12 protein-coding genes are annotated in these 14862 nt (G+C 47.7%); 6 read left to right on the top strand and 6 right to left on the bottom strand.

All coding sequences use genetic code 11. The features are described 5' to 3' along the window. Window positions 1–18: 18 nt before the first annotated feature. The 6 genes from QN395_RS01530 (at window position 19) to rmuC (ending at window position 7290) form a co-directional block, all read left to right on the top strand. On the top strand, window positions 19–453 hold the full coding sequence (locus tag QN395_RS01530; RefSeq protein WP_322118183.1) for a hypothetical protein: 435 nt from the start codon (window positions 19–21) through the stop codon (window positions 451–453). 45 nt (window positions 454–498) lie between these two features. Further along, window positions 499–1056, top strand: coding sequence for a hypothetical protein (locus tag QN395_RS01525; RefSeq protein ID WP_322118184.1), 558 nt, complete (start codon window positions 499–501; stop codon window positions 1054–1056). Window positions 1057–1286: 230 nt separating this feature from the next. Next, window positions 1287–2528, top strand: coding sequence for a cystathionine gamma-synthase family protein (locus QN395_RS01520; RefSeq protein ID WP_322118185.1), 1242 nt, complete (start codon window positions 1287–1289; stop codon window positions 2526–2528). 151 nt (window positions 2529–2679) lie between these two features. Beyond that, window positions 2680–5175, top strand: a complete 2496-nt coding sequence (locus tag QN395_RS01515) for an ABC transporter permease (protein ID WP_322118186.1) — start codon at window positions 2680–2682, stop codon at window positions 5173–5175. Window positions 5176–5234: 59 nt separating this feature from the next. Next, window positions 5235–5666 (top strand): group II truncated hemoglobin, encoded by a 432-nt coding sequence (locus tag QN395_RS01510; protein WP_322118187.1) that lies wholly within the window; start codon window positions 5235–5237, stop codon window positions 5664–5666. A 127-nt stretch (window positions 5667–5793) separates the two neighbouring features. Further along, window positions 5794–7290, top strand: coding sequence for a DNA recombination protein RmuC (rmuC, locus tag QN395_RS01505; RefSeq protein WP_322118188.1), 1497 nt, complete (start codon window positions 5794–5796; stop codon window positions 7288–7290). A gap of 569 nt (window positions 7291–7859) precedes the next feature. Here rmuC and QN395_RS01500 read toward each other — a convergent pair. The 6 genes from QN395_RS01500 to glp all read right to left on the bottom strand — a co-directional run bounded on the left by QN395_RS01500 (window position 7860) and on the right by glp (window position 14856). Then, on the bottom strand, window positions 7860–9464 hold the full coding sequence (locus tag QN395_RS01500; RefSeq protein WP_322118189.1) for a diguanylate cyclase domain-containing protein: 1605 nt from the start codon (window positions 9462–9464) through the stop codon (window positions 7860–7862). Window positions 9465–9605: 141 nt separating this feature from the next. Beyond that, complete coding sequence (locus QN395_RS01495) at window positions 9606–10055, bottom strand: hypothetical protein (RefSeq protein WP_322118190.1); 450 nt, start codon at window positions 10053–10055, stop codon at window positions 9606–9608. A 9-nt stretch (window positions 10056–10064) separates the two neighbouring features. Then, window positions 10065–11321, bottom strand: coding sequence for a porin (locus tag QN395_RS01490; protein ID WP_322118191.1), 1257 nt, complete (start codon window positions 11319–11321; stop codon window positions 10065–10067). 301 nt (window positions 11322–11622) lie between these two features. Next, a complete protein-coding gene (locus tag QN395_RS01485; RefSeq protein WP_322118192.1) occupies window positions 11623–11967 on the bottom strand; it encodes a ComEA family DNA-binding protein in 345 nt (114 codons plus the stop codon). A gap of 195 nt (window positions 11968–12162) precedes the next feature. Further along, window positions 12163–13023 carry a peptidylprolyl isomerase gene (locus tag QN395_RS01480; protein WP_322121545.1) on the bottom strand — a complete coding sequence of 287 codons (861 nt, stop codon included), beginning with the start codon at window positions 13021–13023 and terminating at the stop codon, window positions 12163–12165. Window positions 13024–13464: 441 nt separating this feature from the next. Further along, complete coding sequence (gene glp, locus QN395_RS01475) at window positions 13465–14856, bottom strand: gephyrin-like molybdotransferase Glp (protein ID WP_322118193.1); 1392 nt, start codon at window positions 14854–14856, stop codon at window positions 13465–13467. Between the last annotated feature and the right edge of the window lie 6 nt (window positions 14857–14862).

The following is a 14862-nucleotide window of genomic DNA, read 5'->3' as shown; positions in this document are numbered from 1 at the left end:
CTAGAACGGAAAGTAAAAATGAAAATTCTAGTTACATTACTATTGCTGGCATTCTTGCCGGGCTTGTCCGTCGCCAAAGAGGTGTCACCTTTCTCAACACGCTGTCTGTCATCCGATGCCAGCAAAAAAGCGATCAAACTACAGTTCAGCACGGTAGGTGATGATGCAACTGGCTGGAGCGGTGCCTTTGTCAAATATGGTAAGAATGGAAAACCGATCACGCTGGTAGTCCAAAAGACATCAAGCGAAGAATTGATCGCAGGTCGCCCGGCAGAATTTACGACGATCTGGCTAGAAGTCGTCGGAGACCAAATTACCGGAACGTATGAAGTCGCAACCCAGGGCGCTCTGATCAATAATTTTGTCTATAAAAACAAACGTACCGGAGCGACGATGAGTTTTTCTGAAAGCGGTGATGTTGAGTTGAGTGATAATGGTGTCTGTAAGTGGTGACCGATTAATTGAATTACGACATTCCTGTTTTAAAGCTCCCACAACATGAAACTCTTTTTCCTCTTAATGATGCTCAGCGCAAGCGCCTGGAGTGCAGAGCCAGCGTTCGGTAATCCGATCAGCGAAATAGAGGGTGTGTATAAGCACCGTTTTATGAATGGCACGATCACTCCTGGCAAAGCGCCAGGCGAGGCAGACCAGCCTTATGAATCGGAAGATATTGTTGAGATCGTTCGATATGATCAGACGCACATCTATTTCCGTGCCGAACTGCAGTTTTATAACGGTCATACATGTGGTATCTACGGTATTGCAGGCGAAGAGAACGGTGAATTTGTCTACCATGATCCGACAACACCACTCGCAGGAGAACCAGCCTGCACCTTGAGAATATCTACCTTGGCAAACAAATTGCGGATTACCGATAGGGATACGCCGCAAGGCGGTGCAACATGCAGAAACTATTGCGGTGTGCGTGGCAGTTTGTCCGATTATTTGATAGCGAAAAGTAGCAAAAGAAAAATTCGTTATCTTGATCGACTGAAAGCCTCCAGGGAATATTCAGAAGCAGTCACCTCATTCAAGGCTTCAGGGAAAAAGTGAGTTAATGTTGAATAAGGATCGCGCACGATTGTTGTTGTGGCGCATGTAGTAGTCTGCGAACCTCCAACACTTGGCGCCTTAGTCAAAGTCATGTGCAATGACATCGGCCATGATGATCGTCTGCTAGCGTATTCACACTAGCCTGTCCTCAAAGAATCTCGGTTAAACTTACAGCATTCCTTAGTGCGTTCCTTTTTAACGCAGTCCCTCACTACAGTATCCATTTCATCATGAGCGAAAAAGCATCGTACGGCTTCACCACTACTATTCTGCATAACGACCGTCAAAAAGAGATTGAGCACGGCTCTGTGCACAAACCTATCCACACGTCCGTGCTGTTCGGTTATAAAGATGCACGTGATCTTGCAGCAGTATTTCAGGGGAAACAATCTGGTTATCGCTACGGTCGTCAGGGTAATCCCACGGTTTCTGCCTTGGAAGACAAACTGACGAAGATGGAAGACGGGCATTCCAGTATTTGTTTTGCTACTGGCATGGCGGCGATTGGCGCCGTGTTTCAGGCTTTATTGCGTCAAGGCGATCATGTTGTCTCTTCGTCTTTCTTGTTCGGTAATACCAACAGTTTGTGGCAAACGGTTGCTGGACAGGGCGTTGATGTTAGTTTTGTCGATGCGACCAATGTGCAAAATGTCGCTGCCGTGATCACGCCCGCAACTCGTATTATCTTCGTGGAAACCATTGCCAATCCGCGTACTCAGATTGCGGATCTCAAGCGTATCGGCGCCTTGTGCAAGGAGCATGGTATTTTGTTTGTCGTAGATAACACAATGACTTCGCCCTACCTGTTCCGCCCTAAAGTCGTGGGCGCGGGTCTGGTGGTGAATTCACTGACGAAGTCGATTGCGGGGCACGGCAATGTTCTCGGTGGTGCTTTGACTGACACGGGTGTGTACGACTGGAGCCAGTTTCCCCATATTGCCCAGAATTTCAAAAAATTCCCAACGCCGCAATGGGGTATGACCCAGATTCGCGCTAAGGGCTTGCGGGATTTTGGCGCATCCTTGTCGCCCGAGGCGGCACACCAGATTGCCGTTGGTGCCGAGACGATCGCTTTACGTCTGGAGCGCGAGTGCGCCAATGCGATGGCACTGGCGATGATGTTGGAAAACGATCCGCGCGTCGCCGTTGTTCATTATCCGGGCTTGCCGTCACACCCGCAGCATCCGATTGCACGCGAGCTGTTTTTAGCCTACGGCGCATTATTTAGTTTTGAGCTTAAGCCAGAGATTGATTGCTTCGATTATTTAAATCGCCTCAAGCTGGCAATTTCTGCAACCCATCTGGGTGACACTCGCACACTTGTGATCCCGGTCGCCCACACCATCTTCTTTGAAATGGGAGCAGAGCGGCGCGGTGCCATGGGAATTGCAGATTCGCTGATCCGGGTCTCGGTAGGGATTGAAGATACTCAAGATTTGCTAGATGATTTTCAGCAGGCTTTGTCTGAATAGCGGATGCTATTTGGTCGTATCTTTGTGACGATACTGGATAGGTGTATTGATTGCTTGTGCTAAATTGTCCATATAATTATTGGGCTATAGGCTAACCATTTTAGATACTCCCCATTTTTTCTATATTGCGGTTTTTAACTGGAAAGTGCCGATGTTACGTCTTTCGCTTCGTATGACCTTACGTGACTGGCGGGCTGGTGAGCTGCGCTTTCTGTTAGTTGCTTTGATGATCGCTGTGGCGTCTTTGTCTTCAGTCAGTTTTTTTGTGGACCGGATGCGCAACGGACTCAACCGCGATGCGCATCAATTGCTGGGGGCGGATTTGTTGATCAGTGCTGATCAGGCGATCAATCCGGCATGGCGCAGTGAGGCACAAAAACGCGGCTTGACGATGGCCGAGACGGTTGTCTTCCCTAGCATGGCGATTGCAGGCGAGGGTGACAATGTCGCTACTAAGCTGGTCTCACTCAAAGCGGTTACACCTGGCTACCCGTTACGCGGCAATCTCAAACTGAGTCAGACCCAGCAAGGTGCTGAAGTCATTACCAAAATTGTGCCGCCATCCGGCACGGTCTGGATTGATCCAGCATTGCTGATTAGCATGAAGCTGAAGATTGGCGATCAACTCAAACTCGGCGATAAAACTCTCAACATTACACAACTGATTGCCAATGAGCCAGATCGTGGCGCTGGTTTTATGAACTTTGCGCCGCGTGTGATGGTGAATATGGCAGACCTGACCGCGACTAACCTGATCCAAAATGGCTCGCGTGTCACTTATCGATTATTACTGGCCGGGCCAGCGGCTGCGATTACACAATTTCAAAAATGGCTGCAAGAGGGAATCGAGCGCAATCAAACCAAAGGTGTACGGCTAGAATCTTTGGAATCAGGCCGGCCAGAAATGCGCGCCACGCTAGATCGAGCTGAACAATTTCTATCGCTGGTTGGCTTGCTATCTGCCATGCTAGCCGCCGTTGCAGTGGCAATGGCAGCGCGGCGATTTATGCTACGTCATCTGGACGCTTGTGCAATGCTGCGCTGTCTTGGACAAACGCAGAACCAGGTCACTGGCATGTACCTGATTGAATTTTTAATGATCGGTATTGTCGGCAGCGCCGCTGGAGTCATTGTCGGTTTTGCCGGACATTATGTTTTGCTGGAGTGGCTGGGTAAGTTAGTCTCGAACGATTTACCGTCCGCCACCTGGCAACCCGCGTTACAAGGGATTGCAACGGGTTTACTTTTGTTAGTCGGGTTTGCACTGCCACCGATTTTGCAACTGCGCAATGTGCCGCATAACCGCGTCATTCGTCGTGAGCAAGACGCACCACAAGCCCTGACGTTGGCGACCTATTTGCTCGGACTGGGCATGTTTATCGGGCTATTATTATGGCAAGCTGGTGATGTCAAACTGGGTTTGCTGACTGCGGGTGGTTTCTTGATCGGTTTGCTAGTATTTGCCCTCGTTTCCTGGTTGGGCGTGGCATCATTGAAGCGGCTGCGTAACTTAAGCACGAACACCGCTTGGCGCTTTGCTGTCACTGCCTTACAACGTCGTCCTGGTGCTACGGTAATTCAGGTCGTGTCGCTTGCCTTGGGCTTGATGGCGTTGTTGCTACTGACGGTTGTTCGTGGCGATTTAATTACCGCTTGGAAGAGCTCTACTCCGGCAGACGCGCCCAATCAATTTGTGATCAACATCCAGCCAGATCAAAAGAACGACGTCGCTACGCGCTTAAACCAAGTTGCCGAACCCGTGCTTTACCCGATGATACGTGGCAGACTAATTGAAGTGAACAACAAGGCGATTACCGACAGTACTTATCCCGACGATCGTGCAAAACGCTTGGTCGACCGAGAATTCAACCTGTCGACCATGACCGATATGCCCGCAAGTAATACATTGGTCGCGGGTAAATGGTATCAAGACACACAGCCAGAAGCCTCAGTAGAAGAGGGTATTGCCAAAACTTTGGGATTAAAGTTAGGCGACAAGCTCACCTTCGATGTTGCCGGCCAAAAAATTACTGCGCCGATTACCAGTTTGCGTAAGCTAGATTGGGGATCAATGCGGGTCAACTTTTTTGTGATCATCAATCCCAAAGCGGTTGTCGATTTACCGCAAACCTGGATAACGGCGTTTCATTTGCCGGAAAGCGATCAGCGCTTCGTCAATCAGCTCACGCTGGATTATCCTAATCTGACGGTGGTCGATGTTGGCGCGATGCTCAAGCAAGTACAAAGCGTGCTCGATCAGGTAATTACGGCGGTAGAATTTTTATTCCTATTCACCCTCGCGTCTGGTGTGCTGGTGTTGTACGCCGCACTTGCCGGATCGCAGGACCTGCGCATGCGCGAAGCGGCCTTGCTACGCGCTTTGGGCGCAACCCGCAAACAATTATCGCAAGCACAGTGGATAGAGTTTTTGCTGGTCGGCGGATTGGCTGGTGTATTAGCCGCTAGCGGCGCATCGGCAATTGGTTGGGCACTGGCGCATTTCAGCTTTAATTTTGAGTGGCAATTCAGTCCGGTAGTATGGATCGTAGGACTATTTGTCGGCGCTGCTTGCGCGCTAATCGGTGGCTGGCTGGGTTTGCGCAATGTGCTGAATCAACCACCTTTATTGAGTTTGCGTGAGGGCTAAATCGCCTGCATAAAACGCCTCGTAACGATCATTCTTCACCTAAGAAAAATTTCACAGTAATGACGACAGAATCAAACAGCAATACGCAAGATACTCAACCGGAAGAGGAAGCGTCCAAGCTTTACGAACTCATTGGCGGCGCCAACAAACTCCGTCAAATGGTAGATCGTTTCTATGATTTGATGGAGCTAGAGCCCGAGTTTGCTGGCATCCGCGCTTTGCATCCGATACCAATGGATGGCTCACGCGATAAGTTATTTTGGTTCTTGTCCGGCTGGATGGGCGGTCCGAATCTTTATATTGAGCAATTCGGGCATCCACGCCTGCGCGCACGCCATTTGCCCTATGCCATCGCCAGCAGCGAGCGCGATCAATGGTTGCGTTGCATGGCATGGGCAATGCAAGATGTCGGGATCGCAGCGGACTTGCAGCAACATCTGATGCAGTCGTTTTATCAGACGGCGGATTGGATGCGGAATAAGCAAGGCTAATCGCTATTGGGGCATCCATTTCGATTCAAAAGCATCTTTTCCTTGATGGGGGAAGATGAAACGTTCGCCTGCTTCATTTAATGCACTAAGCCTGAATCTATAACAAACAATAAATAAAATCTACGATATGAATTTGATAGAAATTTTGGTGCTCATCACGCTCGCTATTTTGCTAGTGATTAACTTGCTCGTTTTATTACGGAGTAGCGGCAACGATGTCGGCCCTCAACTGCTTGCATTACAACAATCACTGCAACAGGGACAACAGCAGCAAACTCAATTGCAGCAGGCGCAGGAGCGTTCCGAGCGGTCTTTGCGTGAGCAAGTGCAATCCACTGCACAAGCGACCAGACAAGAATTAGGCGGGAATTTTTCTCAGCTTCAGCAAACATTGGCAGCGCAATTAACCAGCGTAGCGACTCTGCAAAATAATCAGATTGATGCATTTTCGCAGCAGCTGATTAAGCTGACGGAATCCAATGCGCAGCAGTTGGAACAGGTGCGGCTGGCGTTGATACAGCAAAGCCAAAACTCGCGCGATGAACAGGCAGTTAGCCTGAAGCGGTTTGGCGATACCTTAAACCAAAGTCTGGCAACGCTGACCGAATCCAATGCCTTACGCATGGCCGAAGTGCGGGCGACTCTGGAAGAGAAGATCAAACATCTGCAAGACGATAATGCCGCCAAGCTCGAAGAGATGCGTAAGACCGTTGATGAAAAACTGCATGCCACGCTGGAGCAGCGTTTGGGCGAATCCTTTAAACAAGTTTCAGACCGTTTAGAAAAAGTGCATCAAGGTCTGGGCGAAATGCAGCAATTAGCCATTGGTGTCGGCGATCTGAAACGAGTACTGACCAATGTAAAAACCCGCGGAACCTGGGGCGAGGTGCAGCTAGAAATGGTGTTGGAACAAATGCTCACACCAGAGCAATACGCCAAGAACGTCGAGACCGTGCCAGGCTCTGGAGAGCGGGTAGAGTTTGCAGTGAAATTGCCAGGCAAAGAAGATGGCAGAGCACCAGTCTGGATGCCGATTGATGCCAAGTTCCCTAAAGAGCAGTATGAGCGTTTGATTGACGCCGCCGAGCGCGCAGATGCCGAAGGCGTTGCGCAGGCAGGTAAAGAATTAGAACGCGCAATCCGTGGCGAAGCCAAGACCATTGCAGAGAAATATCTGTCGCCGCCACTAACCACCGATTTTGCGATTTTGTTTTTACCGACCGAAGGTCTGTACGCCGAAGTCATGCGCCGCCCGGGTTTGGCAGATGAATTACAACGCACCTACCGCGTCAGCATCTCTGGCCCATCCACTTTATCGGCATTGCTGAACAGTTTGCAGATGGGCTTCCGTACCTTGGTATTAGAAAAACGCTCATCAGAAGTCTGGCAAGTATTAGGCGCAGTCAAGACCGAGTTCGGCAAATTTGGCGACGTACTTGCCTCCACCAAAGCCGCCCTGGTCAGAGCCGCAGACAACATCGACAAGGCAGAAGTGCGCACCCGTCAAATGACCAGAAAGTTGAAGTCGGTAGAGGCATTACCATCCGATTCTGCCCAGAGCCTGTTAGGTGTGGACGGAGATTTGGGTTTGGATGAGCCGGGGGATGTAGGCACTGCTGGTTGATGTATTGATACGTTCCGGTCGTCACATAAGCGGAAAATCATAATTGCACCACCTGTAGGGTGCGCCATGCGCACCAACCTACTTGGGGTAACCGTCTAATTACAACATGGTGCGCATGGCGCACCCTGCCCAGAAATCCTAACTTTTCCGACTCCAGCCATTGAGAGAGCCGAATTTAATTTTAGTAAAAATTAAACCCAGATTTTCCATTGGAACAACGCCAGGCAGTTCGCCAAAGGTGCAATTGTCGCTGTAGCGTTCCCACTCAAATCGCGCTGTTGGTATCCCTCTGAAGACCGCACGCCGTCTGCGTTTTTTGCGAAGTGGTAGCGGTCTAATGGAAAATATGAGTTAAATTCGATCGCCCAATAAAAATGCGCCTTCCGAGCACTTTTTGGCTTGGGAGGCGCATTTTTATTGGACGTCTGATTTTAAAATTGAGCGCCAATTTCAATCCAAATTTTCTGTTAGCCGCTATCGCCTATTAGTAACGCGGATGGCACTTGCTGTTCCAACTGAAAATCTGCTTTCGATCTTAATAACTGATGGTCGCGCCGTTGTACTGGTAATTAGGATTTATCGTCTGGATCGTACAGACGATAATTATTTTTACCCGATTTTTTGACTGCATACATAGTGTCATCTGCCTGTCGCATTACGTCATTTTTATCGAAATCGGCATCGCCTACATAAGTAATGCCGATGCTGGCACCAATTTCTGTCTGGGTACCGACGTCTAAATCAATCGGAGCCGAGGTGAGCGTGATGATTTTCCAGGCGATTTCTTTTGCTTTATCGGCGTCTTGTAAATCTTTTAGTAAGACGACAAACTCATCCCCGCCGAGTCTGGCGACAAAGTCCGATCGTCTGACTATTTTGAATAATATCTGTGTGAAGTGACAGAGTATTTTGTCACCGGCATCATGACCGTGAGTTTCATTGACGGATTTAAATCCATCCAGATCGATGAGTAATAAGAAAAATCCACTACCAGTTTTTTGTATCGACCGTTTTAAGCTGGCGATCTCGTTATCAAAACCCAGACGATTAAATGCGCCTGTAAGGTAATCTGTGACGGCCAGCTGGTTTGCTGCTTCCTCTCCGGTTTTATGATCGGTAATATCATTGAGCAGGCCTTGTAGCACACCATCTTCGATCGGGCTTAACACAATGTGCAACCACTTGCGTACAGGCGGTGTACCAATTTCAATCGAAAAGTCTTCCGATAAGATCTGATCTTGATTAGTTGCGGTGTCGATCATCATGTGCAGCCGTAACTCTTGCCCCTCTAGCGCAGACATCAAGCCACTGCTGATATTGTCTGAGGTGGTGTCTGGCGATAGCGCCAGCAAGCGTAAAAAGGCCGTGTTGTAGGAGGTGACTTCGCCCGACGTTTTGAGTAAAAAAATCCCGGTCTCGGCGTTATCAAAAATAGTGCGGAATTTTTTCTCGCCAATCTCATGCTTGATGCGCAGATGCCGCTCATCTTCCAGAATATTGACCAGTTTGCCGACGATGGTATTGACGTCGCGCACGAGCTGGCCGATCTCATCTCGCTCATTACCGAGAGGGAGCGACAGTCTTGCTCCTGCTTCCGGGGATAAATCATGCAAGCGATCGGAGATGGTTTTGATCGGTCTGGCGATGATCTTAATCACGACATAGACCAAGGCCAGTGCCATCAAAATGGTTTGTAGTATTAGCAAATAGGTGGTGAAATTCGCCTTGCTATTGACTTGCTTCTGAATGAAGGCCATGTCTGGTACCAGCTCGATCTGACATACTTTTTCCGCAGTATTAAACGGGGAAAACACATCTCGGGTAATCCGAATATCTGATGATGGCAGCGTAGCTAGTTTTGCTTTAGCCAATTTGCTTGCCTGTGCTAACTTCGTCGCTGGGGTAAAAATCCGTATGCTGTAAACATCTTCATTCTTGAGTAATCCCCGGCTAACCTCTGCCGCCAAATTGATATCTAACAAGTAGCAGGCAATACTGGTAGTACTTTCTACAGTGCTGAGCAAGTTGCCCATTCTGCTTTTTGCCTGCTCTTGCTCTAAATGCGAAGTCCAGTAATAAGTGAACACCGCAAAAAAACTACCGACTAGGAGCGCAATTCCCAGCACAATAAATGTGCTGCGATAAATAATGCTGGTACGCAGTAGTTTGAGCATAGTCGGTATTTTAAGTAGTTAGTTTTGCTTGTATTCGTTTGTTGGTATTTACTGGTGCTTACTGATGTAAGTTCGATATAACTTCGGTGTAACTTATTAACGGTTTGCTTGGATCTAAGTAAGCTAAGTGCGCTGATTAATTTAAGGCGTAGAGTCAAAAATAACTTTGACCCGTTTATCTAATTTCTTTCTATCAATATACGCGATCGCGCCTTTATTGTTACTAACAATTTCCAGTACTTGTTCTACGCTATCCGCCTGGCGCGGTGGCGAACCTTGTCCGGAAAAAGTCAGACGAGCCCAGTAGGAATTGATCTCTGGTAATTCCTTATTGACCATGCTGGCGTAAAATTTAGTCTTTTCTGAGATAGGCGTGTTGAGATCAATCGGCATGGCTTTAATGCCTGATGGCAGTTTGCGATATCTGCCCATGTAAATATTGACGACATCATCTTTGCTCATCTTTTCTATCCCGCTATCGGGATTAGCAATCACCACAAAATCAGCACAAAAAGCTTGATTGCCGCCAACCATTATAAATAAGACGAGTGCTAGGCCAGGCAGGAGTGCGCGATGTACTAGGGTTTTCATGATCTATCCCTAAAATACAAAATTGACTGAGACGCTGAGCAAATTGGCTTTGCCATCCCAACCCGGTTGAGCGTTGCGGGTTACTTGTGGACTGGTACTATCAACATGATCTACTTGTATTTTTAAATCAATTTTATCCCCCAAGTCGTAGCGTGCGCCGAGTGATAAGGTGCTTTGCTTATTGACTACGGTATTGGCTAGCGCATTCGCGCCAAGAATCAGAATGTCGATATTGGGGTTAATGCCAAACGGTAAGCCGGTGTTGCCATTGCTTTGTCGATGTTCTGGCGTGGCGGCGGAGTAGCTAAAGTAGGGCGTCCATTTTTTAATTCTGTAACCTGCTGTGAAATATCCCGCCTTGAATCCTGGGTAAGGCAGTATTGCCGACTTGGTCTGGCTTAACATCAGTTGTGCTTGCAAGGGGCCTTCATCATAGGCGATACCTGCGGAGAGGTAGTTGATGGCTTTATCCTGGAATCCAATATTACCAGCGACGGTCGCGGCTAACGGGCTGATCGCGTTAATTGCAGGGGAACGTAAACCATCAATCAAGCCCTGAAAACCAGGGAACTCGTTTTTGAAACGTATCTGGCTATAACCAACCCGATACATCCAACTTTCAGTTTGATATTCGACATGTCCGCCTACAACATCCGAACCTTTTAATGAGAAATATTGATCTGGCACACCGGTATAGGTTTTTTCTCTGGCTTTACCCGCAAAGGCTTTGAAACGGGCGATCCCCGGGCCGACCGGATATTTGATGACCATATCCGCACCATCGATATACGACACGATCAAGTTACCAAAATAATCGATGGGCGGACGTACCCATAAATAAGAGTAGGCGACATTGCGCGAGTCGGCCAAGAGGTAGACATCAAAACCCAGGCGACCTGCACGCAATTGCAAATTATCGTTCGGGTTATATTTAAGAAACGCCCAGGTAACGTCAGGGTCGAAGCCAGTTTGTGAGCGGCGGCTGACGACTTGGACTGAGGCGTCCAAATTGTCAAGAATGGAGGTGGAGAGTTGCAGACCTAGCAGGGAATCAACGCCAAAATCGAGCTGGCTAGAGTAGCCTACGCCTCTGGCTTGCAACAAATCTCGCACGATATCGACTTGACCAGTATCGCTGTACACAGCACCGACCGTGCCAAAACCGCTGATTGTGAAGGGTTTGTCGCCGTCCGCTGCCTGTGCCTGTTGAACACATAATAGCCAGCAGCAAAGTAAAAGACATCGTCGAACAATCACATCCAGCATAGGATCGCATTTTCTGTCGAATAAGTTTAAAACACACCGAGCTTTATCTTACACATCTAAAAACTCACTGACAACTATTGATTTTTGCTTCTTTTTATAGCAAATAAACATTGTTTTGCTAAGAAAGATCAGTCTATTTGTCCGCGCAGAACAGTACATATTTGGGGGTGTTTTATTCAGAGGGTTACGTAGCAGTCTGGGCGACTTTATGTAAATTCTTGTGAATCTTATTTAAATAAAAAGGCTGACGTTTAGATCAGCCTTTTGAAGTGTTTGTCATCCTGTTTTTGCATATGAGAAATTACTTCTTTTTTGCATCCGTTTTTTGTTTCGCAATGATCAGATCTTTGATGCTGTTATAAGCATCTGCGGGCAAAATCTTTTTATTTAATAAATCATCTTTGCCATTGTATGGACGACCTTTGATGATGGCGTCCGAACGCACATCGCCAATTTTAGGTAATTCTGATAATTCTTTTTTTGTCGCGCTATTAATATCTAGCAGCTCAACTTTGGCCGACGCAGTGGCCGCAGATGCTGAGACCGAGGCTTTTTTAGGGTCATCTTTAGCTTGAGCGATACTGACGGCAAATAAAGAGGCGGTGAATAGCATTAGTGATAGTAGCGATTTCAGTAGTTTGTTCATGATTACCCTTTTGTGATACCCAACGATTAGTCAGGTAGTTGTTGATTTCTAAGTTCTAAGTTTTAAAAATAAGCGAGGAGAAAACCAGATCACAGCGCAAACAATGGGCAATTATCTATACCGTACTATCAACGAAAATTACATGGTTATATAGGACGACAGCCAGGTAATTTTCGTGAATCTAAAACGATTACTTTATTGGGTTTGCAATGCTGAATTAATCACGATTGGTGTAACCGGCACATCGGTCAGTCCGTTAGTAGCACCAGTAGGTACTGCTTTAATCAAATCCATTACATTGAGACCGCTAACAATTTTACCAAATACTGCATAGCCTGGATTGGCGGCGTTGCCGTAATCCAGCGAGGTGTTATCAACCACATTAAAATAAAATTGGGATGTCGCAGAATTGGCCACACTAGTACGCGCCATTGCAATACTCCCGCGCAGATTGCTTAAGCCGTTATTGGATTCTAGTGGAATGGCTGCGAGGGTCGCTGGCAATTGAAAACTGCTGGTGTAGCCGCCGCCCTGAATCACAAAATTGCTGATGACCCGATGGAAAATTTTATTCACGTAAAAGCCACTCTCTACATACTGTAAAAAGTTATCGACCGTAATCGGTGCTTTGGCTGGGTTCAACTCAATCACGATTGTACCCATCGATGTCACCATGGTCACTTGAGGTTGCGCTGCCAGCGGGACAGTCAGCGTGCCAGAGTAAAGCGACGATCCATTGCCAGCAGTGATCGATAACGCCACCGTACCTACAGAGACGATCTTGCAAGAAAATACGCGTTGTGTGGCGGTGCCACCCGCGACTTCGGTGATGGTCAGGCAGGCGGGGTTGGAGATGTTGATACCTTTGTCGAGGTTTACTCCTTTAACTGTCAGATTAGTCGTTTTGCGATAGACCAGTTGATCTGTAGTGACGCTGGTGACGGACACGGTTGCCGAGGTGCTGCCAGAGTCGCTGCTGCTACTTCCGCCTCCGCAGGCGCTTAGTAAACTTAACAAGCTAATACTTGCGGTGGTAATTGCTAACCAGTTGAGCACTTTCAAAATCTTCTCCTGAAAAATATCTAATGTTTAAAAGACGCAGTATTGCGCCAGTCTGAGTGCTTATTTGTGCTGAAATAGTGCGTTGATTGTTGTGTTGCCTATGTCTTGCCTAGGCATTTTAAGCATTTTTTATTTGTCACTGAATACAGGAAACATCTAAAGCAAATCATTATATAGACGCAGAGGATGCCAAGCTAGATGGTATTTGTATGGAAGCATGAGTTTAATATTATCGATTGGGAATATTAAATTTTTACATATACTTATAGTGAGTATATATTTTCTATCCATGTATTAATTGGTCTTTGGTATATTTTTATTAAAAATAATGGGGAGTATATTTAATATATCGATTTTTACTTGTGTAAATTTTTAAATGCGAGCTTCATTTTAGATGTTAATTCGCACCTGAAGGTAGCCACTTTAGTTGGCACTTCAGATCAATCCCTCAAACAATAAAATATCAACTTTTTCACCGGCGGCGATATCGGCCTGATCGTGGTGTAGCACCACCATGCAATTGGCCTCTGACATGGAACGTAAAATCCCGGAGCCTTGCGATCCGGTGATACTCACTTGTAGTTGTCCATTGGCTGCGACCGAGACGATGCCGCGCTGGTATTCGGTGCGTCCGGCGCGCTTCCGCAGAGCGACGCTTGAGATGGCTGGCACCAGCGGCAGCGATGTTGATGACGATGTTGATACTGCCACGGCACCCATCATCTGCAACAGTGCATCGCGGACGAAAAAATAAAAACTGACCATCACCGCGACGGGGTTGCCTGGCAGGCCAAACAGATACGCGCCTTTTCCATTAGTCTGCTCAGACTGATCAGACTTATTTGACTGAATTTTGCCAAATGCCATTGGTCTGCCTGGACGCATAGCGATACTCCAGAAGGCGACATCGCCTAATTTTTCCATCATCTGTTTGGTGTAATCCGCTGCGCCGACCGACACGCCACCAGAGGTAATGATGGCATCTGCGTTTTCGCCAGCGGAACGAAAAGCGGCTTCCAGCGATATCGGATCATCTTTGATCACGCCCATATCGATGATCTCGCAGCCGAGCCGGGTCAGCATCCCATATAAGGTGTAGCGGTTGCTGTCATATACGCAGCCTAAATCGAGGGTTTCTCCCCGCGATCGCAGTTCGTCACCAGTTGAGAAAATAGCGACACGCAAGCGGCGTTGTACGGCCACTTCAGCCACGCCTAACGACGCTAATAAACCGAGATCGGCAGGCCGTAAAATTTTGCCTTTGCTTAGCGCTGTTGTGCCAATCGCTAAGTCTTCGCCTTTGAGGCGACGGTTATCGCCAGCATTTATTTTTGCCGCTGGTATGCGGATTTGCTTTGATTCTGTCGCTTGCTTACTGTCGCTTATCTCAACAGTCCATTCTTGTGGAATCACTGTGTCGCAGGAGCTTGGCATCACTGCGCCGGTCATGATGCGTATACATTCCCCTCGTTGTACTGCGCCTTCAAACGCGCGTCCGGCATAAGCGGCGCCGACGACTTTTAATGTGAGGGTTTGGTTTGTTGTATCGCTATGGTCTGTAGCTTTTTTTTGTAAATCACTACCGATAAACGCATAGCCGTCCATGGCAGAATTATCATAAGCAGGGACGTTAATGCCAGACAGAACATCGGCGGCAAGTACACGCCCAAGCGCTTGACGTATGGCGAGTTTTTCTACCGAGTCAATTGGCGTCACAAACTGCTGGATGATCTGCTGTGCCTGCGCGACGGGTAGGGAGTTTGGGTCGTAATCCGACAAACAGCTAAGGAGATGATGCAGGTTTGCGGCTGGAGTGTTGGCGCTCATAAAATA

It is taken from the genome of Undibacterium sp. RTI2.2, assembly GCF_035018705.1.
Taxonomy (GTDB): domain Bacteria; phylum Pseudomonadota; class Gammaproteobacteria; order Burkholderiales; family Burkholderiaceae_D; genus Undibacterium.
The sequence above is the reverse complement of the archived record's forward strand: the minus strand, read 5'-3'. Positions and strand labels throughout refer to the sequence as shown.

Excerpts from the sequence above, each read along its gene's own strand:
- QN395_RS01530 (WP_322118183.1), top strand. The coding sequence starts at position 19 with ATGAAAATTCTAGTTACATTACTATTGCTGGCATTCTTGCCGGGCTTG.
- QN395_RS01525 (WP_322118184.1), top strand. The coding sequence starts at position 499 with ATGAAACTCTTTTTCCTCTTAATGATGCTCAGCGCAAGCGCCTGGAGT.
- QN395_RS01520 (WP_322118185.1), top strand. The coding sequence starts at position 1,287 with ATGAGCGAAAAAGCATCGTACGGCTTCACCACTACTATTCTGCATAAC.
- QN395_RS01515 (WP_322118186.1), top strand. The coding sequence starts at position 2,680 with ATGTTACGTCTTTCGCTTCGTATGACCTTACGTGACTGGCGGGCTGGT.
- QN395_RS01510 (WP_322118187.1), top strand. The coding sequence starts at position 5,235 with ATGACGACAGAATCAAACAGCAATACGCAAGATACTCAACCGGAAGAG.
- rmuC (WP_322118188.1), top strand. The coding sequence starts at position 5,794 with ATGAATTTGATAGAAATTTTGGTGCTCATCACGCTCGCTATTTTGCTA.
- QN395_RS01500 (WP_322118189.1), bottom strand. The coding sequence starts at position 9,464 with ATGCTCAAACTACTGCGTACCAGCATTATTTATCGCAGCACATTTATT.
- QN395_RS01495 (WP_322118190.1), bottom strand. The coding sequence starts at position 10,055 with ATGAAAACCCTAGTACATCGCGCACTCCTGCCTGGCCTAGCACTCGTC.
- QN395_RS01490 (WP_322118191.1), bottom strand. The coding sequence starts at position 11,321 with ATGCTGGATGTGATTGTTCGACGATGTCTTTTACTTTGCTGCTGGCTA.
- QN395_RS01485 (WP_322118192.1), bottom strand. The coding sequence starts at position 11,967 with ATGAACAAACTACTGAAATCGCTACTATCACTAATGCTATTCACCGCC.
- glp (WP_322118193.1), bottom strand. The coding sequence starts at position 14,856 with ATGAGCGCCAACACTCCAGCCGCAAACCTGCATCATCTCCTTAGCTGT.